This is a genomic window from Lacticaseibacillus casei DSM 20011 = JCM 1134 = ATCC 393, assembly GCF_000829055.1.
In the GTDB taxonomy this organism is placed as follows: Bacteria; Bacillota; Bacilli; order Lactobacillales; family Lactobacillaceae; genus Lacticaseibacillus; species Lacticaseibacillus casei.
Genome location: NZ_AP012544.1, coordinates 194964 through 219724, shown reverse-complemented (window position 1 = coordinate 219724; position 24761 = coordinate 194964). Strand labels below are relative to the sequence as shown.

The 24761-nt window shown below is 48.7% G+C and carries 16 protein-coding genes, 3 rRNA genes and 3 pseudogenes; 7 read left to right on the top strand and 15 right to left on the bottom strand.

The window, feature by feature from the left end; all coding sequences use genetic code 11:
- Nucleotides 1-53 precede the first annotated feature (53 nt).
- The 8 genes and pseudogenes from LBCZ_RS01050 to LBCZ_RS01015 form a co-directional block, all read right to left on the bottom strand.
- The gene (locus LBCZ_RS01050) at nt 54-1106 is read right to left on the bottom strand and encodes an IS30 family transposase (protein ID WP_039639675.1); all 1053 of its coding nucleotides are present in this window, start codon (nt 1104-1106) and stop codon (nt 54-56) included.
- Nucleotides 1107-1220: 114 nt separating this feature from the next.
- A pseudogene (locus LBCZ_RS01045) lies at nt 1221-1937 on the bottom strand (ABC transporter substrate-binding protein); the annotation flags it as partial.
- A 686-nt stretch (nt 1938-2623) separates the two neighbouring features.
- Nucleotides 2624-3082 (bottom strand): threonine/serine exporter family protein, encoded by a 459-nt coding sequence (locus tag LBCZ_RS01040; RefSeq protein ID WP_025013990.1) that lies wholly within the window; start codon nt 3080-3082, stop codon nt 2624-2626.
- A 17-nt stretch (nt 3083-3099) separates the two neighbouring features.
- A complete protein-coding gene (locus LBCZ_RS01035; protein ID WP_025013991.1) occupies nt 3100-3876 on the bottom strand; it encodes a threonine/serine exporter family protein in 777 nt (258 codons plus the stop codon).
- Nucleotides 3873-4193 (bottom strand): thioredoxin family protein, encoded by a 321-nt coding sequence (locus LBCZ_RS01030; protein ID WP_025013992.1) that lies wholly within the window; start codon nt 4191-4193, stop codon nt 3873-3875. The genes LBCZ_RS01035 and LBCZ_RS01030 overlap by 4 nt, the downstream gene beginning before the upstream one ends.
- 410 nt (nt 4194-4603) lie before the next feature.
- Nucleotides 4604-4720 (bottom strand): 5S ribosomal RNA (gene rrf, locus LBCZ_RS01025).
- 197 nt (nt 4721-4917) lie between these two features.
- Nucleotides 4918-7835: ribosomal RNA gene (locus LBCZ_RS01020) — 23S ribosomal RNA — on the bottom strand.
- Nucleotides 7836-8054: 219 nt separating this feature from the next.
- Nucleotides 8055-9624 (bottom strand): 16S ribosomal RNA (locus tag LBCZ_RS01015).
- The 16S, 23S and 5S rRNA genes sit together here, the layout of an rRNA operon.
- A gap of 316 nt (nt 9625-9940) precedes the next feature.
- Between LBCZ_RS01015 and LBCZ_RS01010 the strand changes: the two genes are divergently transcribed.
- Nucleotides 9941-10687 (top strand): class I SAM-dependent methyltransferase, encoded by a 747-nt coding sequence (locus LBCZ_RS01010; protein WP_025013797.1) that lies wholly within the window; start codon nt 9941-9943, stop codon nt 10685-10687.
- A 136-nt stretch (nt 10688-10823) separates the two neighbouring features.
- Here the strand turns inward: LBCZ_RS01010 and LBCZ_RS01005 are convergent, their stop codons facing one another.
- Nucleotides 10824-12371 carry an ABC-F family ATP-binding cassette domain-containing protein gene (locus LBCZ_RS01005; RefSeq protein ID WP_025013798.1) on the bottom strand — a complete coding sequence of 516 codons (1548 nt, stop codon included), beginning with the start codon at nt 12369-12371 and terminating at the stop codon, nt 10824-10826.
- Nucleotides 12372-12797: 426 nt separating this feature from the next.
- Here LBCZ_RS01005 and LBCZ_RS01000 point away from each other — a divergent pair, with 426 nt between their 5' ends.
- Both LBCZ_RS01000 and lepB read left to right on the top strand, forming a co-directional pair.
- Nucleotides 12798-13733, top strand: a complete 936-nt coding sequence (locus tag LBCZ_RS01000) for an ADP-ribosylglycohydrolase family protein (RefSeq protein WP_025013799.1) — start codon at nt 12798-12800, stop codon at nt 13731-13733.
- Between the two features lie 72 nt (nt 13734-13805).
- Nucleotides 13806-14405, top strand: coding sequence for a signal peptidase I (gene lepB / locus LBCZ_RS00995; protein ID WP_010489740.1), 600 nt, complete (start codon nt 13806-13808; stop codon nt 14403-14405).
- 84 nt (nt 14406-14489) lie between these two features.
- Here lepB and LBCZ_RS00990 read toward each other — a convergent pair whose 3' ends face one another.
- The 4 genes from LBCZ_RS00990 to LBCZ_RS00975 form a co-directional block, all read right to left on the bottom strand.
- Nucleotides 14490-14822: a hypothetical protein gene (locus tag LBCZ_RS00990; RefSeq protein ID WP_025013800.1), complete on the bottom strand. Its 333-nt coding sequence runs from the start codon at nt 14820-14822 to the stop codon at nt 14490-14492.
- 82 nt (nt 14823-14904) lie between these two features.
- Nucleotides 14905-15666: a DUF975 family protein gene (locus tag LBCZ_RS00985; protein WP_025013801.1), complete on the bottom strand. Its 762-nt coding sequence runs from the start codon at nt 15664-15666 to the stop codon at nt 14905-14907.
- A gap of 18 nt (nt 15667-15684) precedes the next feature.
- A complete protein-coding gene (locus tag LBCZ_RS00980) occupies nt 15685-16467 on the bottom strand; it encodes a glycosyltransferase family 2 protein (protein WP_025013802.1) in 783 nt (260 codons plus the stop codon).
- Between the two features lie 84 nt (nt 16468-16551).
- The gene (locus LBCZ_RS00975; RefSeq protein ID WP_010489757.1) at nt 16552-17310 is read right to left on the bottom strand and encodes a DeoR/GlpR family DNA-binding transcription regulator; all 759 of its coding nucleotides are present in this window, start codon (nt 17308-17310) and stop codon (nt 16552-16554) included.
- 549 nt (nt 17311-17859) lie between these two features.
- Between LBCZ_RS00975 and LBCZ_RS00970 the strand changes: the two genes are divergently transcribed.
- Nucleotides 17860-18543, top strand: a complete 684-nt coding sequence (locus LBCZ_RS00970; RefSeq protein WP_025013803.1) for a hydrolase — start codon at nt 17860-17862, stop codon at nt 18541-18543.
- A gap of 177 nt (nt 18544-18720) precedes the next feature.
- Here the strand turns inward: LBCZ_RS00970 and LBCZ_RS00965 are convergent, their stop codons facing one another.
- Nucleotides 18721-20178: an ISNCY family transposase gene (locus LBCZ_RS00965; protein WP_041084702.1), complete on the bottom strand. Its 1458-nt coding sequence runs from the start codon at nt 20176-20178 to the stop codon at nt 18721-18723.
- Between the two features lie 560 nt (nt 20179-20738).
- On the opposite strand from LBCZ_RS00965, the pseudogene LBCZ_RS00960 reads away from it, so the two are divergent.
- From LBCZ_RS00960 to LBCZ_RS00950, 3 genes and pseudogenes are all read left to right on the top strand, one after another.
- Nucleotides 20739-21335: pseudogene (locus LBCZ_RS00960) on the top strand (branched-chain amino acid transport system II carrier protein); the annotation flags it as partial.
- Between the two features lie 123 nt (nt 21336-21458).
- Complete coding sequence (locus LBCZ_RS00955) at nt 21459-22511, top strand: IS30 family transposase (RefSeq protein WP_010620018.1); 1053 nt, start codon at nt 21459-21461, stop codon at nt 22509-22511.
- Nucleotides 22512-22597: 86 nt separating this feature from the next.
- Nucleotides 22598-23392 (top strand): annotated as a pseudogene (locus LBCZ_RS00950) (branched-chain amino acid transport system II carrier protein); the annotation flags it as partial.
- Between the two features lie 178 nt (nt 23393-23570).
- Here the strand turns inward: LBCZ_RS00950 and LBCZ_RS00945 are convergent.
- Entirely contained in the window at nt 23571-24665 is a 1095-nt protein-coding gene (locus tag LBCZ_RS00945; RefSeq protein WP_039639680.1) for an LCP family glycopolymer transferase, read from the bottom strand.
- Between the last annotated feature and the right edge of the window lie 96 nt (nt 24666-24761).

Below are 24761 nucleotides of genomic sequence, written 5' to 3'. Positions count from 1 at the left end.
AGGACAATCCCAGAACAGGCCGTTATCAAATAGAAGTTGTGGCGCTAGAGAGACTACTGGGCCATGCGGCGAACGCGCCGAGCTTCGGCCTCAAAGTTTTGCTGGGGTGTGCAGTAGCCCTGTTGTTTGCGAGGCAACTGATTCAAGCGGTCTTGCGTGGCCTGCACTTGACTAGGGCTAATGTCATCTAGGGACATGCCCTTAGGGAAGTCCTGGCGGATCATCCGGTTATGTGCCTCGTTGGTGCCACGGTCGCAGGACGTGTAAGGATGGGCGTAGAAGATCTCAGTTTCCGTCCCAGCAAAAGCAGTATTTAAGGCGGTGAACTCGGGTCCGTTGTCGGCTGTGATGGTCTTGATGCAAGCTCCCCATTCGCGCTTGATTCCACGCAATGCATAGCTCACAGAGTCTGCATCTCGTCCTTCGATCAAGCGGAGAAGTTGGCAACGGGTCTTGCGCTCAATCAGAGTCAAGATGACGCTCTCCTTGCCATTGCGTTTACCGACAATGGTATCCATCTCCCAGTGACCGAACTGCCTGCGTCGTTCAACGACCTTAGGCCGTTCCTCGATACTGCGGCCAGCCAGGCGCTTAGCCTTGGTGTGGTGCTGGTGAGAGGTCTTCCGCTTAGTCTTCTCCAACAGGTCGATATTTCGAATCTCTAGGCGTTGGTCGTCAATGTACTGGTACAAAGTCGAGGCACAAACAAGCTCTTCAGGAGTAAACAGCTTGTGTCGCTTGGCATAGCCGATTGAAGCATCCGGCGACCATTTGTCCTGCTTAGCTCGCTGTACGTACCAGGCTAAGAAGACCTGTACGCTGGCGAACTTGTCAGGACGATGGCAGCTCAAGCATGCAGTCTCGTAACGTGCCTGAGCAGCCTCTGGCAGGTATTGTCGATGGTAGACGCGCTTGCCATTACTCTTCTTGACCTGATCTACTGTACCTCGCTTGATTTCATTATTAATGGTCTGCGGGCAGACGCCAATTTCAGCAGCAATCCAACGATTGGACTTCCCAGCTTGGCGGAATCCGGCCACTTTTCCGCGCTCGAGTGATGTTAAGTGCTGACCTTTTTGGCGGTGTGTGCTATCCTGTTTCTGCATCAAGACAATATCCTCTTCCATTGTTTGTGTAGGAACTTCAATGATACAGGATATCTGTTCTTGATGTTTTTTATTGTCCAAAAAATTTTGAGACAGTGGCTAACTTGATTCTAAAATGCGCGTGTTTTTAATATTCGTCAACATGGCATTGAAGTCTTTATCGCCTGATTGATAATAATCCGTGGTTACGACCTTGCCGGTAAACTTCTTCTTAAACGCCTTGGCCAAGCCAGTGCCATAATCCGTTGAGTTGTCGGCAATAATTGCCACATTTTTTGCTTTCAACGTGTCATCGGCAAACACCGCGGCTTTTTGCCCCTGGAAAGTGTCCGTGAAACAGGCGCGGAAAACGTAAGGCTGCACCTGACCGTTTTTCTGCAAGGTAAAATTAGGATCCGTTGCGCTTGGCCCCACCATCGGCACTGCCGCTTTGGTGATATTTGGAATCGAAGCCGTCCCGTTATTAGTCGTCGCCGGCCCAACTATAGCAACGACCTTCTCGTTATTTGCCAACTGCGCCGCAACCGACGCCGCCCCACTGGTTGATGATTTGTTGTCGCGATAAACTGCCGTCAGCTTTTTCTTGCTGTTACCAACTTTCACGCCGCCAGCAGCATTAATCTGCTTAACTGCCAGCTCGACCCCTTGCTTTTCCTGGTCGCCGTAACCAGCTACGGCACCGGACAGTTCCATATTTACGCCGATCTTAATCGTAGTACCCGCCGTATTTCCTTTATTCGCCGCACTCTTGGTCGCACAACCGGTCAGTGCCAGCATGGACACGGCAACAACCCCCGCACCAATCAAAGCTTTCACAACGCTCTTTTTCATTTTGGTTCCCCCTTTTAACATCCCTAGTAATTTTCATTAATCTTTAACAAAAAGGCACCCATTCCGACGAATGGGTGCCAAGTATCAGCCCCATTGTCAATACGAAAACGGGGCTCGATACGCTGATCATTAACGATCAAACTGTCGGGTCCCTGGCATCAACAACAAGACTAAGCATATGCTTTGACGAATATTGCGCTTTTTAGATGACATACACATAGATGACATTGAATCGCCTTCTCCCGTTAAAATTAATGATTGGTTAGAATACTAATTGGATTCACGCAAAAAGTCAACTTAAATTTTTAATTTTTTGCACGTTTAACAAAAACAGCTGATGTGTCGCTATCTTAACGTTTTCCAGACGCTGCCCTAATGTGAAATATCACTAAAATTAAGGGGATCATTCTCATAATTTTGTTAATAAGTGAATGATTTCGGAACTTTTTTGATTTTTAAAAAACAGAGTGAAAACAGCCAAAACGGCATGAAACGAAAAAAAGCAGCCAAGCATTAAGCTTGACTGCCAATTTTTACAGTACCCAATTTAACTTGGATAGGATCTCGCTGGCTCCACAACCTTGAGATCGCTGACCCCACAATCCGGCGGGTGGCTTTTAACCAGTCAGCTGCAACTTTCAGCACAAGAACCGTGCTTACTCGACTCATCGCATAGAAACAGTATATCACTTTTTCGGCTTTAAGACTGCCTGTTTATACAACAATTCTGACAATAGTTGCGCCAACATGAAACCGACCGCAATCGCCCCGGCAATCATGATCACGCGACTGACATATTGTAAAGCGCTATCCAGTTGCCCCATCACCACCGCGCGAACTGCCTGATAGGCAACGGCGCCTGGCACCAATGGGACAAATCCCGGGATGTTGAAGATAATGACAGGCATTTTTTTATAACGCGCAAAGAAGATGCCGCACACCCCAATGACAAAGGCACCGGTCAAGTTAGCCATCATCCGGCCAATACCTGCCTCCATCAATAGCCAGTATGCCAGCCATCCCATCATGCCAGCCCAACCAGCAAGATTCAGTGCCTTGCGCGGAACATTGATAATCACCGTAAACGCAACGGTTGCTAAATAACTAAAAGATAGCTGGATCAATAACGCAACAAACCACGGCAAGAGCACTGCCTCCTTCACTAAAAGAACCGGAAAATAATGGCAATCCCAACACCGATGGCACAGGCGCTTAAGATTGCTTCCATGCCCCGCGCCATGCCGGACAACAGGTGCCCGGCCAACATATCCCGGATCGAATTGGTAATCGCCACCCCCGGCACCAGCGGCATAATCGCACCGATGATAATGTCATCCAGATCATGACCTAACCCTAATTTAACACCGATCCATGCCGTTAATCCGACAACCAAAGCGCCGAGTAATTCACTGATAAAGCGAATATTCGTTAAGGCATTCACCTTGATATTCACCCAAAAACCAAGTGCGCCAACCAACGCCGCCAAAGGCATATCAAACCAGTTGTATTTTTGCGCAAATAAAACCATTAAGGTCAAACTGACAACGGCAGCACCGATCACCTGCCACCAAATTGGGAAAAACGGCGTATTCTGATCCAATTTAAGCAGTGCCGCATATAATGCATCCAAGTCAATTTCTTTGGCAGCAAACGATCGGGAAAGCTGATTCACCCGGGAGACTTTCTCCATATCAATCGAGCGTTTGCTAATCGGCCGTTCCTGAATATACGGTTGATTTTCAATACTTGCAAAAATCCCAGTTGGCGTCGTGAACACCAACGTTTGCGGTTGACCAGCGTTAAAAGCGATTCGGCGCATCGTGTCTTCCACCCGATACATTTCCGAACCGCCTTCGATCATAATTCGCCCGGCTAAAAGGCAGGTAGCTAAGACACGATTTGGGGTTTGGGTTTTTTCTTGTTCAATTGAATATGTCATCGCGCTGCCTCTAACCTCTTTTCAAAGTAACGCTTCAATTTTTCTTTGGCATAAACGCCACTCACTTTTTCTTTTGGTTGTCCCTGCTGATAGACTACTATTGTCGGCACTGTCATGATTCCCAATGTTTGCGGCACCGAAGCATCCGCCTCCACGTTATAGCGCACTACTTTTAGCCCTGACAGTTCTTTTGCAAGCGCATTTAAAATCGGATCAAGCACCTTACAAGGCCCACACCACGGCGCCCAAAAGTCGACAACCACCGTTCCGGTAGCGGTCAACTCCTTTAGTGTCTCTTTCGTCGCATTCACTGGCATTTTATGGCCCCCTTTTCCGCTTGCTTCTGCAATGTAGCACGCATGGTACTGTTGTTTCAAGATTATTTTTTGATTTTCCGTTTGTGGAGAGTTATGAATTTTGTTCTGTTTAAGGCAGGTTTGAAATTCCTACTTCTGCTTTCTTAACGCGCTCACTGGCGCAGAAGTCTGCGTGTAAGTGGCCTTAAACAAATATCAATTGGGAGTTTGTTCTATTATTGGCAAACGCGAAATCTGACTTTCGCTTTCTATAACGCGCTCGCCAGCCCAGAAACCTGCACATAAGGACCCTGAGTCCATTGGCCAAAACCCGGCCAACAAACTCAGGCCCACTTATGCTCCGGTTTCTAACCGGGCTGGCTCACGCTCATCAAAAAAAGACCCAGTCAATATGACCGGATCTTATCTTAGCGTGGCAGCTTCCTACCCTCGCAGGCAGTTTCCCACCAACTACTCTCGGCGTGAAGAAGCTTAACTTCTGTGTTCGGCATGGGAACAGGTGTATCCTTCTTGCTATCGCCACCACACTTATGAGAACTTTGCGCTCTCAAAACTGGCTATCATTGTTGTTTTTGTGTTGTCGGGAACCAGTGTATTTCATCGAAACGCGTTCGCAGTCGCAGAAACCTCCACATAAGAACCCTGAATCCATTGGCCAAAACCCGGCCAACGAACTCAGGCCCGCTTATGCTCCGGTTTCTAAGCGCTCCTGCTCACGCTCTACTTGGTTAAGTCCTCGACCGATTAGTACTGGTCCGCTCCATGCATCGCTGCACTTCCACTTCCAGCCTATCTACCTGATCATCTCTCAGGGGTCTTACTTCCATATAGGAATGGGAAATCTCATCTCGAGGGGGGCTTCACACTTAGATGCTTTCAGCGTTTATCCCTTCCGTTCATAGCTACCCAGCGATGCGCCTGGCGGCACAACTGGTACACCAGCGGAACGTCCATCCCGGTCCTCTCGTACTAAGGACAGCTCCTCTCAAATTTCCTGCGCCCGCGACGGATAGGGACCGAACTGTCTCACGACGTTCTGAACCCAGCTCGCGTACCGCTTTAATGGGCGAACAGCCCAACCCTTGGGACCGACTACAGCCCCAGGATGCGATGAGCCGACATCGAGGTGCCAAACCTCCCCGTCGATGTGGACTCTTGGGGGAGATAAGCCTGTTATCCCCAGGGTAGCTTTTATCCGTTGAGCGATGGCCCTTCCATACGGAACCACCGGATCACTAAGCCCGACTTTCGTCCCTGCTCGACTTGTCAGTCTCGCAGTCAAGCTCCCTTCTACCTTTACACTCTGCGAATGATTTCCAACCATTCTGAGGGAACCTTTGGGCGCCTCCGTTACATTTTAGGAGGCGACCGCCCCAGTCAAACTGCCTACCTGACACTGTCTCCCGTCACGATCAGTGGCGCGGGTTAGAGTGTTCATACAGCTAGGGTAGTATCCCACCAACGCCTCCATCGAAACTAGCGTTCCGATCTCTACGGCTCCTACCTATCCTGTACAAGCGGTACCAACACTCAATATCAAGCTACAGTAAAGCTCCATGGGGTCTTTCCGTCCTGTCGCGGGTAACCCGCATCTTCACGGGTACTATAATTTCACCGAGTCTCTCGTTGAGACAGTGCCCAAATCATTACGCCTTTCGTGCGGGTCGGAACTTACCCGACAAGGAATTTCGCTACCTTAGGACCGTTATAGTTACGGCCGCCGTTTACTGGGGCTTCAATTCTGGGCTTCGCTTGCGCTAACTCATCCTCTTAACCTTCCAGCACCGGGCAGGCGTCAGCCCCTATACATCATCTTTCGATTTAGCAGAGACCTGTGTTTTTGATAAACAGTTGTTTGGGCCTATTCACTGCGGCTGACCTTGCGGTCAGCACCCCTTCTTCCGAAGTTACGGGGTCATTTTGCCGAGTTCCTTAACGAGAGTTCGCTCGCTCACCTGAGGATACTCTCCTCGACTACCTGTGTCGGTTTGCGGTACGGGTAGTTTATTTCTCACTAGAAGCTTTTCTTGGCAGTGTGACATCAGGAACTTCGCTACTTTAATTTCGCTCCCCATCACCGCTTGTCCTTATGGTCGCAAGCATTTCACTCGCCACCAGACTTGCGGCTTGGACGCACTTTTCCAGCCGTGCGCTTTCCTTAGCCTCCTGCGTCCCTCCATCGCTTAAACAAAATAAACTAGTGCAGGAATCTCAACCTGCTTGTCATCGACTACGCCTTGCGGCCTCGCCTTAGATCCCGACTAACCCTGGGAGGACGAGCCTTCCCCAGGAAACCTTAGTCATACGGTGGATCAGATTCTCACTGATCTTTCGCTACTCATGCCGGCATTCTCACTTCTAAGCGCTCCAGCCGTCCTCACGATCGACCTTCAACGCCCTTAGAACGCTCTCCTACCGCGCACCCTGACGGGTGCACCCACAGTTTCGGTATTATGCTTAGCCCCGGTATATTTTCGGCGCAGTGCCACTCGACTAGTGAGCTATTACGCACTCTTTAAATGGTGGCTGCTTCTGAGCCAACATCCTAGTTGTCTGTGCAACGCCACATCCTTTTCCACTTAGCATAAATTTAGGGACCTTAACTGGTGATCTGGGCTGTTCCCCTTTCGACAATGGACCTTATCGCTCACTGTCTGACTCCCGGAGTAAGATCGATGGTATTCGGAGTTTATCTGAATTCAGTAACCCTTGATGGGCCCCTAGTTCAAACAGTGCTCTACCTCCATGATCCATCCTCCGAGGCTAACCCTAAAGCTATTTCGGAGAGAACCAGCTATCTCCAAGTTCGTTTGGAATTTCACCGCTACCCACAACTCATCCCAGCATTTTTCAACATACATGGGTTCGGTCCTCCAGTGTGTTTCACCACACCTTCAACCTGGTCATGGGTAGGTCACTTGGTTTCGGGTCTACATCTGCCTACTCATTCGCCCTGTTCAGACTCGCTTTCGCTCCGGCTCCGACTTTTCATCTTAACCTCGCAGGCAAACGTAACTCGCCGGTTCATTCTACAAAAGGCACGCCATTACCCCTTAACGGGCTTTGACTAATTGTAGGCACACGGTTTCAGGAACTGTTTCACTCCCCTTCCGGGGTGCTTTTCACCTTTCCCTCACGGTACTGGTTCACTATCGGTCACTAGGGAGTATTTAGCCTTGGGAGATGGTCCTCCCGGATTCCGACGGAATTTCACGTGTTCCGCCGTACTCAGGATCCTGGACGGAGGGTCCGCCGTTTCGTTTACAGGGCTTTCACCTTCTATGGCGCAGCTTTCCAGCTGACTTCGACTACGTCGAACTTTGGTAACTCCAATGTCCAGTCCTACAACCCCGAGAAGCAAGCTTCTCGGTTTGGGCTCTTCCCACTTCGCTCGCCGCTACTATGGGAATCGAGTTTTCTTTCTCTTCCTGCGGGTACTGAGATGTTTCAGTTCCCCGCGTCTGCCGCCGACAAGCTATGAATTCACTTGCAGGCAATACACTGATGTGTACTGGGTTCCCCCATTCGGAAATCTCCGGATCAAAGCTTACTTATAGCTCCCCGAAGCATATCGGTATTAGTTCCGTCCTTCATCGGCTCCTAGTGCCAAGGCATCCACCGTGCGCCCTTTGTAACTTAACCTGTACTGACTTGCGTCAGCGGTTATGCGATGCGAATTTCTAAATTAGAAACTCATACAAATACGCTGTGTTCTCGGCAATTTAAAACATTTACAACAATGATATCCAGTTTTCAAAGAACAAAGTCGCACCCGCTAGGGTGCTTGAGGGTCGTCCCCTCAAAACTAAACAAAGTTTCGTGTGTGCAGGTTTCCGTCAGACTTAAAGTCTGTTTCCTTAGAAAGGAGGTGATCCAGCCGCAGGTTCTCCTACGGCTACCTTGTTACGACTTCACCCTAATCATTTGTCCCACCTTAGACGGCTCGCTCCCTAAAAGGGTTACGCCACCGGCTTCGGGTGTTACAAACTCTCATGGTGTGACGGGCGGTGTGTACAAGGCCCGGGAACGTATTCACCGCGGCGTGCTGATCCGCGATTACTAGCGATTCCGACTTCGTGTAGGCGAGTTGCAGCCTACAGTCCGAACTGAGAATGGCTTTAAGAGATTAGCTTGACCTCGCGGTCTCGCAACTCGTTGTACCATCCATTGTAGCACGTGTGTAGCCCAGGTCATAAGGGGCATGATGATTTGACGTCATCCCCACCTTCCTCCGGTTTGTCACCGGCAGTCTTACTAGAGTGCCCAACTCAATGCTGGCAACTAGTCATAAGGGTTGCGCTCGTTGCGGGACTTAACCCAACATCTCACGACACGAGCTGACGACAACCATGCACCACCTGTCATTTTGCCCCCGAAGGGGAAACCTGATCTCTCAGGTGATCAAAAGATGTCAAGACCTGGTAAGGTTCTTCGCGTTGCTTCGAATTAAACCACATGCTCCACCGCTTGTGCGGGCCCCCGTCAATTCCTTTGAGTTTCAACCTTGCGGTCGTACTCCCCAGGCGGAATGCTTAATGCGTTAGCTGCGGCACTGAAGGGCGGAAACCCTCCAACACCTAGCATTCATCGTTTACGGCATGGACTACCAGGGTATCTAATCCTGTTCGCTACCCATGCTTTCGAGCCTCAGCGTCAGTTACAGACCAGACAGCCGCCTTCGCCACTGGTGTTCTTCCATATATCTACGCATTTCACCGCTACACATGGAGTTCCACTGTCCTCTTCTGCACTCAAGTTTCCCAGTTTCCGATGCGCTTCCTCGGTTAAGCCGAGGGCTTTCACATCAGACTTAAAAAACCGCCTGCGCTCGCTTTACGCCCAATAAATCCGGATAACGCTTGCCACCTACGTATTACCGCGGCTGCTGGCACGTAGTTAGCCGTGGCTTTCTGGTTGGATACCGTCACGCCGACAACAGTTACTCTGCCGACCATTCTTCTCCAACAACAGAGTTTTACGACCCGAAAGCCTTCTTCACTCACGCGGCGTTGCTCCATCAGACTTGCGTCCATTGTGGAAGATTCCCTACTGCTGCCTCCCGTAGGAGTTTGGGCCGTGTCTCAGTCCCAATGTGGCCGATCAACCTCTCAGTTCGGCTACGTATCATCGCCTTGGTGAGCCGTTACCTCACCAACTAGCTAATACGCCGCGGGTCCATCCAAAAGCGATAGCTTGCGCCATCTTTCAGCCAAGAACCATGCGGTTCTTGGATTTATGCGGTATTAGCATCTGTTTCCAAATGTTATCCCCCACTTAAGGGCAGGTTACCCACGTGTTACTCACCCGTCCGCCACTCGTTTTAAGTCGAATCTCAGTGCAAGCACCGTTCATCGACCAAAACTCGTTCGACTTGCATGTATTAGGCACGCCGCCAGCGTTCATCCTGAGCCAGGATCAAACTCTCATATAAATATGAGCTGTTCGAATAGCTCGATTTGTTGTTCTAGCGAATTGACTTCGCAAATGCTACTTTTTGCCTCGATACCGAAGTATCAAGGACCCTGCACATTTAAACGAAACTTTGTTCAGTTTTCAAAGGACGACTTTGTTGCCAAGCGACAACTCAATTAGAATATCAAATTGGCAACCCTTTGTCAACATCTTTTTTTAAATCGCTGTGCGGTTTAAACTGTTTTGATGACTGACAACTCGTAATATACTACGCAGGTTCTCCGTTTAAGTCAACTACTTTTTCAAAAAAATTTTCAGAGGGGAAATATCTTTTCATGAAAGAAAATCGGGCCTTTTGGAATCAATTCGCCGAAGACTACGTCGCGGCCGAGAAAGCGTCACGTTTGCCAATTGCTCGAGATGTTACCGCATGGCTGCTCGCTGAAGGGCTGCTGCCGACTAAATCACTCGTTGACCTTGCTGCCGGGACCGGCCGTTACGCCGCTCGCTTCGCCGCGCATGTCCAACAATTGACGTTAATCGATTGGTCTTCTGCCATGCTGGCATATGCAAGGCAACAGCTAACAGCCAATTCGACTACATCAGTCAACTTCATAACCGCCGATTGGCATCAGCTCGAAGCGCGGCCTACTGCCGATCTTATTTTTGTTAGCCAGTTGCCCACGCTGGAGGCCAATGAACTGTCATTGTTAACCGACTGGGCTAATCAAAGCGTTGTGTTGAACTTTCAAAGCGAACAGTCTGACGCTTTGATGGATCGCGCGCTAACTTATTTAGGCCAAACCGTACCGGTCGCTTATCAGGCAGACCCTAGTCGCGTTGCCAGCTATGAGCGCTGGTTACGTGCCCACCACATGCCGTTCAAATCGCATACGCTGACTTATCATCTTGAGGAGCAGACAACGATTAGCGATCTTTTGCCTGAGCTAACCGTGCCTTTGGGTGTAGAGGCGGCCAGCCAACTTGCCAAGGCACTGACTGGAAACGAAAATGCCCACATGCCAGTCACCGACCACCTCACTTATACCTATACGCAACTGGTCTGGCATTCGGATCATTAGCAATTCAGCATGCCACTGCGCGTCCCAATACGAACTAAACACCAAAAAAAGAGGCACCGCCGATAATTTCATTTTGTCGGTAGCGCCTTTTTTCGCGAAAATTAGCCTAGTTGATTTGCTTCAGAAGGAAATTGAATCACGCCTTAACTTGCAATTGCTCCACGTTAACAACCGTATCTACCCAGGATCGATCATAAAAGCCTGCCTCATGCGAGACGAGTAAGACGGCGCCGGGATACTGCTGTAGTCCGGTGCGCAATGCGTTCTTGGTGTCGTCGTCCAAATGGTTGGTTGGCTCATCCATGATCAAAATATTGGTGGTCTGCAACATGAGCTCTGCCAATTTGACTTTGGCTTGTTCGCCCCCGGACAGCATGGTTAACGGATTATTGGCCTCTTCACTTGTCAAAGCAGTTCGCGACAGCACCTGGCGTACAACTTTTTGGGTTAACGCCGGAAAACGCTGTTGCAAATACTGAACCGGACTTTGTTTAGGCTGATCCCAATGTAGTTCCTGCTCGTAATACCCAAAGACCACGTTGTCGGCAATTTCGACACTGCCGCTAATGGCCGGAATTAACCCGAGGATCGTTTTTAATAACGTCGATTTACCGACCCCATTAAACCCTTCAAACGCAATGATCTGATCTTTTGCGACCGAAAAATTGATTGGCTGCAACAATGGTTGATCATAGCCAACAACCAAGTTATTCACATCGACCAAAATCTGCCGATTCACTGGCAGGTAAGGAAACGCTAAGTGGGCTTTAGAACGAGTCCCCGGTGGTGTCAGTTTGTCCATGCGGGCCAGTTGCTTTTCGCGGCTTTTAGCCATTGTGGCGCGCGTTCCTGCCTTAAACTTGCGGATAAAGGCTTCGGTTTTCTTGATCGTTTCCTGCTGTTTGGCAAATGCCTTCAGGTACGTTTCGTGATCGGCTTCCTTTTGGCGCATGGCCTGTTTCAAAGTGCCCGTGTATTTCGTGATCTGGCCGAACTCAATATCCAAAACTGCATTGGTCACATTTTCGAGGAAATCAAAATCGTGAGAAATAACAATAAAAGCCCCTTCGAAGTTCTGGAGCCAGTCGGTCAACCATTCAATGTGCGACACATCCAGGTAATTGGTCGGTTCATCGAGTAGGAGCATATCCGGTTTTTCAAGCAGTAATTTTGCCAAAATCAATTTTGAACGCTGACCACCCGAAAGCGCGTCAACCGGATGATCCATCCCCATGGCCGTGATGCCTAAACCTTCCGCCACAGTTTGAATCGTGGTTTCGAGTTCATAAAAATCGCCGGCTTCCAGTTCCTGCTGAAGCTCGCCAGCTTTTGCCAACAGCGCATCGTCCGGGTTTGTCGCATAATCTGCGTAAATTTGATTCATTTTGGCCTCTTTGCGATAAAGCTCCTCAAAAGCTGTACGCAAAAATTCGATCACAGTCTGGCCCGGCACCAAATTAGCGTACTGGTCTAAGTACCCGACGTGCAGATGCTTTTGCCAGACGATTTTACCGGCATCCGGCGTCAAGGCTCCCGTTAAAATCTTGATTAACGTACTTTTGCCAACCCCATTTTGGCCAATCACGCCAAGATGGTCCTCTATATTCACCTGAAAGCTGGCATCTTGATATAACACTTTATCTAAAAACCGTTGCGACAACCCGGTTACGGTTAAAACACTCATGAGAACTCCTTAATCTATAAACCGTCATTGATCCAACTAAAATACCGGCAGCACCTTTTGCTCATTGCTGGGCATCTTGTCAAATGGATCAACTTTTTCCTGAAATCCAAGCATCACGGACACGCTCAATCGTGCTTACCGCGACGTGCTTGGCTGCCTTGCTAGCCGTACACCAAAGCTTTTATCAAACAATTGGCAGGCTGGCTTTCTGAAAATAGCTACTGCTTGCTAGGCTATCACAGCCACTGTTGTTTTACAACGAGGCAAATCTTTTGCAATTTCTTCTTTTCTAGGGAAATAATAACTTCATGTCTATGATTAATCGGTGCTGCCCATGACGCATCTCGCTGGCAAACATAGCGTCCGCTGATGCTGTGCCTGCGACATGCATAATGGGCTCTTTCTTATATAAGGAGGAGACAAATAATGGGCATCATGGAATCACGTTTGATTCACGCCACGGTTGGCTTTGCCATCGGTGATGCTTTGGGACTGCCGGTCAAGGGCCAAACGCAGGCTGAGTTAGCCGCTTCGCCGGTGGCTGGGATGAAGGGCTATGGCACGTTCAATCAGCCGGCCGGCACTTACTCAGATGAAACAGGCCTTACCCTGGCCGGTCTGGATGCGTTGCAGCATGGTTTCGACCAGGATGCACTGGTCAATGCCTACCAAGCCTGGTTCAAAAACGGCGAGTACGCACCCTATGGGAAAAGGAATCCTGATATTTGGTCAAGTGTCGAAACGACCTTGACCACGGGAAAAGCCACAGCGGCGCCTAACGAACCAGGAGCCTTGATTCGCACGTTGCCATTTGCCTTTTTTGCTTACCAGACATTTGAAACCAACCTGTTCCAAAAAGCGGAAGGCAGCCGGCTCTTTCAAAATTTTGTCACGCTCACCAATCTGGATCCTGAAAATATGGTCGCTTCTGCCATTTATACCCAAATTGCGATTGCACTGCTTGCCGATGCCCCTGACTTACCCACGGCAATCACCACCGGCATCAGCAAAACCGCCGCATACTTTGCGGATCAGCCAACTTATCAACCTGCTTTTGCTGCATTCCAAACCAAACTCGAAGCGCAGGCATCAGATGGCACTGCCACCGATCCTCTAAGTTTATTGGCTCGGGTCTTACACGCACTCCAAACCTGGCCGGATTATCATGATGCGGTTTTAAATGCGCTTATGCTCGGCGGCGCGACCGATACCGCAGCCGCGTTGACCGGCGGCTTAGCAGGCTTGGCCTATGGTTACACGAGTTTGCCGCATCGCTGGTGCTTGATGCTGGCTGAATACGCCCAGATTGTTGACCTATGTCGGCAAGCAGAAAAAAGCGGCTTTTTCCCGAAGTATGATTGAAAGACGAACTTTCTAGTCGTGGATAGAACGCTTGTGGTAGACTAAGGTTAATCTGTACCGGAAGGTGTCATTTTGAAAAATAACAATCAATCCGCCTTAAGAACGATCCTTGAGTTTCTGCTTCTTTTCGTCGTTATTTTCTTCGCGTCCCAGTTGCTGATGCGTTACGTCCTAAGCAAAGATGTGGTGCAGGGTACATCGATGCAACCGACATTGGAGAATAATGAACGGTTATATTCAGTTCGGATCAAGAAACCTAAACGCAACGATATTGTCGTGATCAATGCGCCTGATCGGCCAAAGTCGCTTTACATCAAGCGGGTTATCGGGATGCCAGGCGATACGGTGAGTTCCAAAAACGACAAACTGTATGTCAATGGTAAGGCAATTGCCGAACCCTATTTGAATCATAAGTTTTCACGTGATGAAATTAATAAATGGGCCAGTCAACAGGGACTGGATCCGTCCAGTATTAAGTTCACCAACGATTTCAATATCAAGACACTTTCGTCAACCAAATCAGCCAAAGTCCCCGCTGGAAAATATTTCGTGATGGGCGACAATCGTTTGGTTTCCCACGACAGTCGTGATTTTGGCTTTGTTGATAAGTCCAAGATTCAATCAGTCGTTGTTTGGCGGTATTGGCCGTTAAATCGGATGAAGATTTTCTGATGAGCCACAACTTGATGACACGAAAAAACACCGCTGCATTGCGGTGTTTTTATTTTGGCATACTTCCAAGTGGATTTGTGCCGGTCACTGCGTTTTAATGCCGTGCTGGTCAATCAGCCGGCGCAACTTGCTTTGAACTGTCAGCATCGTCATTCTATCTGACTGCTTGAACGCATCGACATAACTAGACGCATCGGTGGTGATGGTTGCGACTTGCTGGCCATCGAGATCGCTAATCATAATCGCATTCCCGTTTAGTTTGGCCGTGAAGTAGCTGCCTTCAAATCCTTCGTCTAGCAGCCATTGTGCCCAGTTTTGAATGTTTTCGGCAATCGCCTGATCAAGCGGCATTTTATCTTTTAAACTGGCCTGCCGCTTTTTGACTTCTGCCAAGGTCATATATGCTTCGGTTTCCATAATTACAGCGCCAACCTTCTTCTTTTAGCACCACACAATTCCTGACTCCGTCTTCAATCGCTGTCAGTATACCCTGCCTGTGCTAAAAGTGCACGTCAGAACCATTGCGGTGCAAGGCCGCCATTTTGTATGCACGGCGGTTTTCGTAATAATTCGCGTGAACCAGCTGCAAATAAGGATTGATGGCCCAGTCGAAGAGATGGAAAGTAGCATTTTCTAACAAATACCAGCCAATCATTGAGAGATACAAGCCTAGTAAATCTGACTTAAAGCCTTTCATGAGGCGCCATGATCCGATTAAGGCCGTGATGGACGAAAATCGTTGATCGGCTTCGCGCCCATCTTTAAAGACCCAAAACGCCTGTCGCCATCCTAGCGCCAACATGATCCCGGGAAAGATCAGGAAAGAAAATCCGATGAGTGTCAGAAAATACATAAAGATCCACAATGAAATGGATCCCCAAAACCATTTACCGTTAAACAGACCTAACACAGCTTGAAGCGGCCGTACACGTTCATGGTTGCGGACGAGGTCCAGCACCGCAAAGTTAACGCCTTGGACCAACATCGTCACAACAAGGCTTTGAATGGTATTCACCATGCCGCTGTCATTACTGCTTTGGGCGTAGTAGGCCTGAAAACCGGTCGGATCGGTGAGTACTTTTTCGGCACCGAAGCCTTGCACCACCGCCTGAATCATCAAATAAACGGTGATCATCGCCGCGGCCTGTAATAAGCTCGGTAACAAGTACGCCAGCATGAGATCCCGACGATTCGTTCCCGTTTTCAGTTGTTTCTTTGCTGCCTGTTTCAATTGCGGGAAAGTCATTAAATTTTCTGCCAAAGTCCGTGATCCTCCTGATCAATGATCGATTTTAACGGTTTCTTTCTTAGTTGCTTTGGCGCGGCGGCGTGCGTGGCGCAAAACCCGATGAATGCGCCATAAAGCATACAGTTGTTGCGGTATCGCACCAAAAATACCCAAGGACTGGGTGGCCGAATCGCGCCGGACCACATGGTGATAAGTCGGATGACCCGTATACAGGAAGTGGTGCGTTGCCATCACGTAAGTTGCTGTAAATAGTTCGTCTTCCATAATGGACATTTGCTCGTCGAAGCGCAACTGCAGTCGTTCAATAACGTCACGGCGAAAAACTTTGTTCCATAGATAACCACGAATATAACCCACTGGATGCAGCATCTGCCGAATCAGGCCTTCGCGCGTCAGTTGTTTTGCCTTGCGTAACCCCGATCGTACCGGTTTTGGGTCAGGATCATCCCGGAAAAACGGCATCGCAATGAGATCCCATCCTTGATTCATCATTTTAACGGCATGGGCAATGAAGTCCGGCTCATACCAGTCATCGCCATCCATGAATGCGATCAGCTCACCCCGAGCCTGCGCCAATCCGCTGTTACGCGCTGCCGAGACGCCTTGGTTAACCGATTTTAAAATAGCGTGAATTCGGTTATCCAGCTGGGCAAAATGGCTCACGATCTGCGGTGACCGATCGTCGGAAGCATCATCAATCACAATGATCTGTAAATGGGAATAAGTCTGTGCCAAGAGGCTTTGTAAACCACGCGCCACATATGCCTCAAGGTTATAAACCGGCACAATAATCGTCACAAGCGGCGTTGTCATGACGCCACCTCCTCGTGAATCCGTTGCTGATAGGCTATTTGCTTAAGTTGAATACGTATCAAATCCTTTTTTGCTAAGTACTGCTCAGCTGCCAACGATGAAATTTGTTTGTGGGGCGAACCAGCGTTTTTGTGGTGCTGATAATTTCTTGTCCGTAATCAGCGTGCTAATCTGTCCTAGTTCCAATCCACGGTACGGCGCTTCAATCTGGAACTTCTCGGTTTCAGACACCACGACCACCTGGCGTGCCGATAATGCCGCAGCCTGTTTCACTTGCGCGTCTTCCATATAAGAAAAGTACACGCCGTCTTCGGCAATCGCCGTTGCGCCGATAAACGCGGCATCAAAAGCAATCCGGCGCAAAGTTTCTAACATGGTCGGCTCAAAGAAGAATCGCGCGTGGTGATCAAGCTTGCCGCCAAAAAGATGCAGGTTGACTTGTTCTTCTACTGAAAGGGCAATGGCATTGTCGAGGCTGTGCGTATAGACGGTCACCGGATGACGAATGGACTGTGACAATTTCAACAGCGTGGTCGAGTCATCAATGAAATAAACGCCGCCCGGTTTGATCAGCGATAATGCTGCCTTAGCCATTTTCGTCTTCTGGGTCGAAAACCGTTTCAAACGAGCCGAGTAGCTGGGAATACTGTGGCCGAAGTTTAAAGATACCAAGCCGCCACGGGTTCGGCGGGCAATTCCTTGAGCATCCAAGGCTACAATGTCCCGGCGCGCTGTGTCGCGAGAAACGCCAACTGCTTTCATAATATCGTCAATACTCAGTTCATTACGGACTGCCAGCAGTCTTTTGATCTCCTCAAAACGCTTTTCCCGATACATTGCCACCGCACAAACCTCCCTACTTGTCTCGCCTTATTATACCTGATTCTTGAAAACCGCGTTAAATGACTTTCAAGGAAGAACATTTATTGTCCAATTTTCGATTTCTACAAGTGAATAACCCGCAATTTGGTCTTGACCACCCTCGGTAAACGGTCACAATTTTGACTTTTTAGACGTGAATTTAGCATATCATTTCCCGATCGCTAAAAGTTTAGGCTCCCATAAACTTTGGAAAAATTCACAAATTGTGGTAGAAAATGGTCGCAAATCATAGAATCTTCAAGGGTTGAACCCACTTTTTCAAAAAATGTTCAGTGATTGTTACGAAAAAATTTAACATTCCGTTTGTTACGTCAGCGTAACAATATTACCAATTTAGCTATTTTTGTAATGATGCTGGTATTTTATTGACACACCACACCTATATACTTCGTTTGTGTTCTCGGGGGAACAAAACGACGGCTATTCAAAATATAGGAGTGAATTTTTATCTTTACTAAGCAAATTAAATTATCCATCATTACGTTACTCAGCGTGGCACCTTTGTTAGGAATGGCGAGCAATCATTCACAAAAGGTTGAAGCGATTGCCGATCATGCCACATCTGATAGTGACAACAGTAAAGTCAGCGCTAAGTCAATTGTGTTAAGCAACGAGGCTAAGGTTGAACAGGCGAATGCATATTCACTGATCAAACCTAAGAATGAAAATACCATCACAGTCGGCACAAATGATATTGCCGAAGCAGCACATCAAATTGCTGATCAAAAAGCGGCTGCTGCCAAGGCTGCCGAAGAACAAGCCGCTGCCGAAAAAGCAGCAGCTGAAAAAGCGGCTGCAGATCAGGCAGCTGCCGAAAAAGCAGCGCAAGAGCAACAAGCTCAGGCACAGGCAGCGCAAAATGCTGCTAACGCTGCGGCGGCAAGTGCAGCACCAACGAGCACTGCACAAACAACCCAGACAACAACCAACAAGGGAACCTTTAAGTTGAGCTTCTACGATCCCGCAGTCCTCGGCTCAAACATGGGATACGATGGCGTTGCTGCCAATCTTTCGGTCTTCCCTAAAGGTACACGTCTGAAGATCACCTTGTCTGATGGTACAGTTTGGTATCGGACCGTTAATGACACCGGTAGTTTTGCGGCAGGCAACCCTAACCAACTGGACGTCGCGATGCCTAACTCCCAGATTCCTTCAGCAGGTGTGATGTCAGCAACCGTTGAAGTTGTTGGCTAATTCATCAGTTCGGTAAGCCTCCTCACAAGCCTGAGGAGGTTTTTTCTATGCCTTCCAAAAAGGCATTCCCATACATTTCTTACGATTTTAAAATTAAAATTCTGTCAAGCGATTTTCGACTTTGACAGTAAATTCCATAAAACATGCGTCCGAAAACTGGACGCGAGATGATCCTGATTAGACTTGAATCGCTTGTGAATTCTTGTATGGATATCGTTCGGCGACCAACTGTTTAACCCTTGTCCTGTTAATGCCAAGAGAATCAAGGTAATCGCGATAGTTGGTGCGGCGCCACGGATGCGTAATTGCCGGGATTTTCTTGGTTCGTTTAGGAGTTGGTGCCGCAGCTGGCGTAAGATCGAATTTGGCTGACATGAACTGTTCTTTTGGCACACAGAAAAGATCGTACACCTGGTCATCATCAGTGGTCATATAAAGTCTGCCCGTGAAGCTTTTGATGACTAAGACCTTTGTATGCGGTGGTAAGTAAACCAATTCGCCATTCCGGTGTGGCAGATAGCGTTTGTTATCAAAGCGAACACAATGTCCGTGGCCGATGCTGCGTTCATTGGCAATGATCAAAATATTGTCAATTTCCTTGGGTGTTAGTTGCTTCTCAAACACCGACATGCTACTTTTGATGGTAGATGCGAAGCGGTCATTGTAACGCTTGATAAAGCCGACCAAAAACCGATTGGCATCTGCGATTGTGGTGATGTTATGCAACCGCAGTTCACTTGTGAGCCGATCTTGAAAAGTCTCCAGAAGACGTTCTATACGGCCTTTGGCTTGCGGAATACTGGTGGCCGAAAGTTCTGTTCCAAGTGTCTGGCAGGCATAACCGAAACGTGTAAGAGGGTTCTCGGTCGAAGGTGAGCCCTCTTTTTTGTTGCTGTTAAACACGGTGCGCCGATCCGTTAGGAATTCTGCTGGAGCGCCATAATCGCGAAGGACTTGGGCAAACACATGATAATAGCCGCTGAGTGTTTCTTGTTTGGCAAAGTAGCCGCCGACAACGTTCCCGGACTGATCATCAATGGCTGCGTGTAAGGTGGTTTTTTGAGTACCAAACCAATACTCCCAGGAAGCATCCATTTGTACCTGTTCACCAGAATAATGTTTCCGAGGACGTTCTGGATGGGCTTTGATGTTTTCAACGACCTCGATGGCTGACAAGGTGGCTTCATCACGTTTGGATAGGAGCTTGGCCTTCTTTTCTTTCTCTTTTAACTCACGCTTGACCCGACGTTTCGTGGCCTTGTGGGCTTTGGGTGAAAGGATGTGGTGGTGTCTGAATAAGAGCCGGAGTGAGGATTCGGAGATGGCGATTTGTTCGGCAGTGGTTAAGAACTCGTGGAAATGAGCGATGTTGAAAACGGCATACTTGTTGGTGTACAGATGAATGATCTGGCGTTCGAGTTGCGCGTTGCGTTTGTTGGCAGGCTCACGGCCGGCATTACCATGGATAAAGCCGTCTTTGCCTTGTTGCTTGTAAAGCTTGATCAGTCGGTAGATGGTTCGTTCGGAGCGCTTGAGCTTAACGGCTGCGCGTTGCACGGAGGTCTTACCATTGACCACTGCTTTGATGACTCGGTAACGTTCTTCTTCTTTCATTGTTAAGACAACCTTCTTCATGTGATTCCTCCTAGATGTATCTTCTAAGAGGTTACAGTTTTTGTGACACTTTGGCTAACTGCTTACTTAAGACAATATCGCTTGCGGTCGACATTTCTTACGATTTTAAAATTAAAATTCTTGACATTCACCGATTTCTTTGTAAAATAAGTTTCAATTCAACAATGTTCAAAAACGATGAGTAGAAGAGTACCTAGGTTGTCAGTGTCAGCGAGTCTCGGTTGGTGGAAAGAGACCTCTGATTGCCTGGTGGAAAGTAGTCTACGAGTTGCCATTGCGACTTCGGGAGTAGTGGCTGGGATTGCGCCCATTACAGCAATCGCTTATCGCCGGGAATCCGGCCGTACGCGGCGAGGCCGCTGACGGTGACGTTGGCGGTAAAGTAAGGTGGTACAGCGTGATCCGCGCCCTTAACAGTTCTGACTGTTAAGGGCGTTTTTTTGATGTGAGTGCGAGCCGGCTTCTGCTCCGGGGAGCGCGTTATGGGCAATGCCCGCCTCAATAAGCTTCTTGCAGTCAATGTCGCGATTGCAATCGTTTATAAAATGGAGGGATTTTCTATGTCAACACAACCCAAACTTACCAAACGCCAGTACCTTACCCTTGGCTCCCTGTTGTTCGGGATGTTCTTTGGAGCCGGAAATCTGATTTTCCCGATTCACATGGGCCAGCTAGCCGGAAGTGCCTGGCTACCTGCCGCCATTGGCTTTTTGTTATCAGCGGTGTTACTGCCGCTTCTGTCCATTATGGCTATCAGCCTCACCCGTGCGAGTAGTATGTACGATCTAGCTCGTCCGGCAGGTCATGGATTCGCCTTGTTCTTCCTGCTTGCGACCCACGCCAGCCTTGGTTTACTCATTGCCTCGCCACGGACGGCCACGGTTACTTACGCGATTGGAATTTCGCCTTTTTTGGGAAAAGGTCAGCAACAAATCGGCTTACTGATCTTTTCGTTCATTTTCTTCCTGACAACCTTTCTTCTTGCCCGGAATGAAAGCAAAATTACCACTTACATCGGCAAATTGCTAAATCCACTTTTCTTGATTTTACTAGCCTTCATTTTCTTCTGGGCACTTTTGATCAAAGGTGACATTCGGACCATTAGCTTTACCGGTAACGCCAACTTAATCAGTGGCAATCTTGTTAATGGCTTTTTGCCGCGCATTTTAGAATCAAGTTAGCCACTGTCTCAAAATTTTTTGGACAATAAAAAACATCAAGAACAGATATCCTGTATCATTGAAGTTCCTACACAAACAATGGAAGAGGATATTGTCTTGATGCAGAAACAGGATAGCACACACCGCCAAAAAGGTCAGCACTTAACATCACTCGAGCGCGGAAAAGTGGCCGGATTCCGCCAAGCTGGGAAGTCCAATCGTTGGATTGCTGCTGAAATTGGCGTCTGCCCGCAGACCATTAATAATGAAATCAAGCGAGGTACAGTAGATCAGGTCAAGAAGAGTAATGGCAAGCGCGTCTACCATCGACAATACCTGCCAGAGGCTGCTCAGGCACGTTACGAGACTGCACGCTTGAGCTGTCATCGTCCTGACAAGTTCGCCAGCGTACAGGTCTTCTTAGCCTGGTACGTACAGCGAGCTAAGCAGGACAAATGGTCGCCGGATGCTTCAATCGGCTATGCCAAGCGACACAAGCTGTTTACTCCTGAAGAGCTTGTTTGTGCCTCGACTTTGTACCAGTACATTGACGACCAACGCCTAGAGATTCGAAATATCGACCTGTTGGAGAAGACTAAGCGGAAGACCTCTCACCAGCACCACACCAAGGCTAAGCGCCTGGCTGGCCGCAGTATCGAGGAACGGCCTAAGGTCGTTGAACGACGCAGGCAGTTCGGTCACTGGGAGATGGATACCATTGTCGGTAAACGCAATGGCAAGGAGAGCGTCATCTTGACTCTGATTGAGCGCAAGACCCGTTGCCAACTTCTCCGCTTGATCGAAGGACGAGATGCAGACTCTGTGAGCTATGCATTGCGTGGAATCAAGCGCGAATGGGGAGCTTGCATCAAGACCATCACAGCCGACAACGGACCCGAGTTCACCGCCTTAAATACTGCTTTTGCTGGGACGGAAACTGAGATCTTCTACGCCCATCCTTACACGTCCTGCGACCGTGGCACCAACGAGGCACATAACCGGATGATCCGCCAGGACTTCCCTAAGGGCATGTCCCTAGATGACATTAGCCCTAGTCAAGTGCAGGCCACGCAAGACCGCTTGAATCAGTTGCCTCGCAAACAACAGGGCTACTGCACACCCCAGCAAAACTTTGAGGCCGAAGCTCGGCGCGTTCGCCGCATGGCCCAGTAGTCTCTCTAGCGCCACAACTTCTATTTGATAACGGCCTGTTCTGGGATTGTCCTCAACGACTGGCTAACTTGTTCTTGCAATTTACGAATGGCTTTTTGCAGGGTTACAACACAATGGACGCATTAGCAGGCTTAGGCTTTGGGGTGACGATTATTACCGCCCTTAAGCTCATGGGATTGCATCGGGCTTCCAGTCGCGCCAAAGCGGTTGCGAAAGTTGGCTCCTTAGCGATGGGACTTGAGGCCATCATCTATCTGCTGCTCATCATGTTAGGCGCCATCAGCCTTGGCTTTGCTAAATTAACCGCAAATGGCGGGACCGCCTTTAATCAAATCATGACCCATTATACTGGGCTCATCGGAACCGCCTTGCTTGGTGCCATGACCTTACTGGCCTGCCTGACAACCGCGATCGGCTTGGTCACTTCCTTCTCCCAGGACCTTGGCCATCGCTTCCCGAAACTGGGTTACCATTTCTTTTTACCGATCACGACGATTGGGGCGTTTTTCATCGCTAATTTCGGACTGGATCAGATTATCGCTTACTCCACGCCGATTTTGATGCTGCTTTATCCATTGGCCATTGCCTTGATCATGTTAGGGCTGCTTCATCCGTGGATCGGCAAGAATACCCGCATCTATAAGACCACCATCGCCTTTACCATGATTCCGGCCTTACTCGATGCCATTCACGCGCTGCCTGCCGGTTTGGCGCAATTGCCTTTCTTTGCCGGCATTCAACATTTTGCTTCAACCTTCATCCCCTTGTTTGGCATTGGCATGGACTTTGTACCATTCCTCCTCATCGGGTTTATCTGCGGCTTCATTGCTGCCAAGTTTAGCGGGGCAAAATTGGCACCTGACCTGCCTGATCCAGACTAACCTTGCTGTATATGAACCAAAGGAGTGTAAAAGGGACGATGCTTGCCGCGCTGGCTTGCCCGCCTCGATGCAGAAACAAAAAGGCGAAAGAATTCTCGCCATCGCAAACTGCGATTTGAGAATTCTTTCGTCTTTTTTCGGTTATGCCTAGGTTTGAGACACTAAATATCTCAGAACATCACGGCCCAGTAGTGGCACCGTCAAGCGAAACCGTATAAACCGGATTGTTGGCGGTCCAGTCAAAACCGGCCGCATTGTTAATTTCATTTTGCCGGGTATTGAAGTTGCTGAGCTTTTCGCTTTGTAAACCTAGTTGTTCACGCAGTTCGTCTGACGTTTTCTGAAGCGTATCGGTCTTCATAACCTGATAGGCAGCATTGTCAATGTAAACACCAATACCACGAAGTTGCTTACGTTCGATAGTGCCCGCTGAAGCCCGGTAATTTTGGGCAATCGCCATCATGTCATCAAACGTCAGATTCGTCCGCATGCTGGAAGATAAGGAATCCATAACCTTCTGATAGTTCGTCAGCGACTTAACTGATAACAGATGTTTGACAATTTGATTGATGACTTCCTGTTGCCGCTTCTGCCGGCCATAGTCACCTTCCGGATCTTCGTCACGCATCCGGGCGTATGCAAGCGCCAGTTCGCCATTGAGATGGGCTTTGCCTTTCTTGAACGTCTGACCACCGGTGTTGGCGTCTGTCCAGGTAAATGGCACATTGACGTCCACACCGCCGACAGCGTCGACAATTTTTTGGAGACCTTCCATATTGACCGTTACGTAATAATTAACCGGAACATTTAACAATTTCTCGACGGTTTTAATGGCCGCCTTCGATTGACCATATGAGTACGCTGCATTGATCTTTTCATAGGTTGAAGAGTCGTTGCCGGTCCCCACCATTTCTGCCAGGGTGTCACGCGGAATGCTGACCATCGTTGTTTTCTTTTCTTTAGGATTAATGGTCACTAACATGAGGGTATCGGATCGACCGGTATCTTTACGACCAAAAGCGCCGGTATCGGTTCCCATCAGGAGAATACTGATGGGTTTTTTACCATCAAGGTCAGAGTCAACAGCCTTGGTGCTGACGGGATCGTAAGTTTTCGCCACGGCTTTCTTCGCTTGGGAGTAGAATCTGGCCGCACAGCCGCCCGCAAGGAATAACGCCACGAGCGCGATGACGACCACTGCCCGAAGAATCGGATGACGCCGCTTAGGTTTATCATATGTCGTTCGCAGATTTGAATCTTGTTGCTTAGACATTACTTCTTCACTCCAGTTTTAGTTTCTACGGTAGTGTAGCAGATAATTATGAAGAAAGAAGGGATTTAGCTCAAAAATCAGCGTGATATGGTAACA